At 37.9% G+C, this 4,051-nt stretch carries 1 protein-coding gene; it reads right to left on the minus strand.

Annotation, left to right across the window (positions count from 1 at the left end; translation table 11 throughout):
• On the minus strand, window positions 1-4,051 hold a 4,051-nt coding region (locus N456_RS08780), incomplete at both ends, for a non-ribosomal peptide synthetase (protein ID WP_148639261.1).

A 4,051-nucleotide genomic window follows, 5' to 3' on the forward strand; every position in this document is an offset into this window, starting at 1 on the left:
TAAGACAGAGTCTCTAGCAGCTCCTAATGAACTGTACAACTCCATAAACTCACTGATCAAAATACCCTCTGACCATCCATCACTAGAAATATGATGAAATACACAACCTAATACATAACAATCTGAACCAACATCGTATACACAAGCGCGGAACATATAATCTCTCGATAAATCAAATGGCTCTTCTATAAAATCTGAAAGCACATCCTCTAAAACATCCCCTTGTTCGATAACAACCCTACTCAACTCCCAACTTTCTGAATCAATAACTCTTTGATAACCAATACCGCCTTCTGAATAAATAACCGTACGTAACACCTCATGACGATCAACTATAGCTCTAAAACAAGTCTCCAAAACATCTAAATCTAAACTGCCTCGTAATTCCAGTACCGTAGGCATATGATATTCTAAACTACCCTGAAGAGTATCCAAAAACCATAATCGCTCCTGACTAAAGGATAACGGAATCTTTTCCGGACGCTCCCGTGAAACTATAGCTGGTAAAACAACTCCAACGGATTGTGTAGAAACATACTCCCCTAAAGAACGGATTGTACTATATGAAAAAACATCTGCAATCTCAACCTCTATTGACAACTCCGTACGAATCATTGAAATCAAACGAGTAGCCAGTAACGAATGACCTCCTAACTCAAAAAAGTTGTCCTCAACTCCTACCTTATCTAAATCTAATAACTCCTCCCAAATACCAACTAATTGCTCTTCTATAACTGTAGCAGCTCCTATATAACCCCCTCTGGATAACGAACCAACATCTGGATCGGGTAACGAATTCTTATCAATCTTACCATTCCCCGTCAATGGCATAACCTCTAAATCAACCCAAACTCTAGGAACCATATACTCTGGTAAACGACCTGATAAATACTCCTCTAATATCCTAGCATCAAAATCACCTGAAACAACAACATAACCAACCAAACGGTTTATTCCTGATCCATCCCTACGAGCTAAAACACAACAACTAACAACAGCTACATGAGTCGATAAAATACTATCTATCTCTCCCAATTCTATTCGATACCCATGAATCTTAACCTGATCATCCGACCTACCCACAAACTCTAACGTACCATCTGACAACCATCGACCTAAATCTCCTGTCTTATAAACCCTAGAATATTCGCCTTCAACAAAAGGATTCGAAATAAAACGATCCCTTGTCTTATCAATATCATTGATATAACCTCGACCAACTCCTACTCCACTTACCCATAACTCACCAACAACTCCTATTGGACATAGATTAGATAACGAATCTACAACATACAATTGCGTATTGGCAATAGGCTTTCCTATAGAAACACTTCCTCCTTGAGGAACATCTCGCAGGATATGAAGCGTAACATCATCTGAAGCCTCTGCTGGTCCATAAGCATTAACAACTGGAATATCTGGATAACGAGAAAACCATCTACTTACCAAAGAAACTTGAGCAGCCTCTCCAGTAACTAGAAAATAATTTAATTTCGATAAATCCTTCTCCGAATCAACCTCCAATAATTCCGATACATATGACGGAACTAACTGTAAAATCGTAACCCCATCATCATATAAATGATCCTGTAAAACTCTCGCATCCAAAATAGAAGACTCACTATACACAACTATACGACCCCCACATAACAAACCACTCAATAGCTGCCAAACTGAAATATCAAATGTGAATGGGGCTGTAAATGCAACAACACTATCACTATCCATATCCAATGCATCAATCATCACCAATAAGTGATTCAATAAACCTCTATGCTCAATCATAGCTCCCTTAGGAAAGCCAGTACTTCCAGAAGTATAAATAACATAACTCAGCGAAGAAGGAGCAATACAAAGAGATAAAGAGTCTTTACTATAAGTCAAATAAGCACTCTCTGAACTATCCAAAACAACACAAGTAATACCTGATAGATCCTCTAAAATACCTACACTACAAACATCAGTAAGTATAATATCTAAACCGGTGTCATCTACCATATGGGATATCCTAGAGACTGGATAGTCTGGCTTGATAGGAACATAAGCTCCTCCAGATTTTAAAATACCCAAAATACCAATAACCATATCCAAAGAACGCTCTATACAAATCCCAACCAAACTGTCTGAAACAACACCTTGATCTCGTAAATAATGTGCCAACTGATTTGAACGATCTGAAACCTCTTTATAGGTCAAACCAACAGATCCATAAACCAATGCTATCGCTTCTGGATTCTGTAAAACTTGTTCCTCAAATAAACTAACAAAGGTCTTCTCTAATGGATAACTAACATCTGTAGCATTCAAAACATGAACTAACTCCGATTCTTCTCTAGAAGTCAAAATCGATAAAGAACCAATATCTTGACCAGCATCCAAAACAATACTGCGTAATAGCTCTTCATAATGAACTAACATACGCACTATTGTAGACTCATCAAATAAAGCCGTACAATACTCCAAATCAATGATGAATCCGGAAGCGTCTTCTTCTATGGATAAATTCAAATCAAATTGAGACGTAGTACTTTCATACTCATAAGCAGAAAGATCCAAACCTTCAATACCTTCATTGCGCTCTTCTGAACTGTTCTGTACATCAAACATTACCTGAAACAATGGTGTCATACTCATATCTCGACTAGCAACAACTCGATCTACAACCTTCTCAAAAGGAGCTAATTGATGATCATAGCCTCCTAAGGTCGTCTCCTTTACTCGACCTAAAACTTCTCGGAAACTTGGATTACCACTCAAATCACTACGCAATGCCAACGTATTGACAAAAAATCCAATCATACCTTCAATATCCGATTGTGTACGATTCGCTATAGGAATACCAACACAAATATCATCCTGACCACTATAGCGTGATAACAAAACCTTAAAACCGGATAACAATAACATAAATAATGTAACCCCTTCTGATTGACTTAAAGCAATAAGAGATTGACTTAACTGCTCATCTAATCTATAATCAACACTTGAACCTAACGTACTCTGAACTGAAGGACGCATATAGTCTGTTGGTAATAATAATGCAGAAACCCCACTTAACTTATTATCCCAATACGATAACTCATCCTCTAAAACAAGACCTTCTACATACTCCCGCTGCCACAACGCATAATCCGAATATTGAACCGGTAATATAGGAAGCGAAACAGGAGAGCCTGAAATACTACTGCTATACAATGATGTGAATTCTGAAACCAAAATGCCATTAGACCAACCATCACTAGCAATATGATGGAAAACTCCTGCCAAAACATAATTCCTTTCTCCCAAATCATATAAACACGCACGGAACATATAATCTCTCGATAGATCAAATGGAGTCTCTAAAAAAGAAGAAATAATACTACCCTCTTCTGAACTAACTCCTATAAAGGAACGACTAAGGCTCCAATCTTCTGAAGAAATAACTCGCTGATAACCAATACCGCCTTCTGAATAAATAACCGTACGTAATACCTCATGACGAGAAACAATACTACGTAAACAATCCTCTAAAATAGCAACATCTAAAGTTCCTCTCAGTCGCAAAACAATAGGCATGTGATATTCTAAACTGCCTTGTAACTGATCTAAAAACCATAATCGCTCCTGACTAAAGGATAACGGAACCTTATCCGGACGATCTTGAGCAACAATAGCTGGTAATAACGAACCTTCAGAAGTCCCTAAATGAACACATAAGTCCGAAATCGTAGTATGCATAAATATAGAACGAATAGAAACTTCTATTCCTAAATCTCTACGGATCATAGAAACCAAACGGGTCGCTAATAAAGAATGACCTCCTAATTCAAAGAAATCATCATACACTCCAACCTGATCTAATCCTAGTAACTCCTGCCAAATAAAACATAACCCTGATTCTTGCTCATTCCTTGGAGCAACATACTCCTGACTAGACAGAGTAGAGAGATCTGGCTCTGGTAACAAACGCCGATCAATCTTACCATTACTAGTCAACGGCATCACATCCAAACTAACCCATAACTGAGGAACCATATACTCCGGAAGAAGGTTCTTGACATACAACGAT

Source organism: Aquimarina longa SW024 (assembly GCF_001401755.1).
Lineage (GTDB): Bacteria > Bacteroidota > Bacteroidia > Flavobacteriales > Flavobacteriaceae > Aquimarina > Aquimarina longa.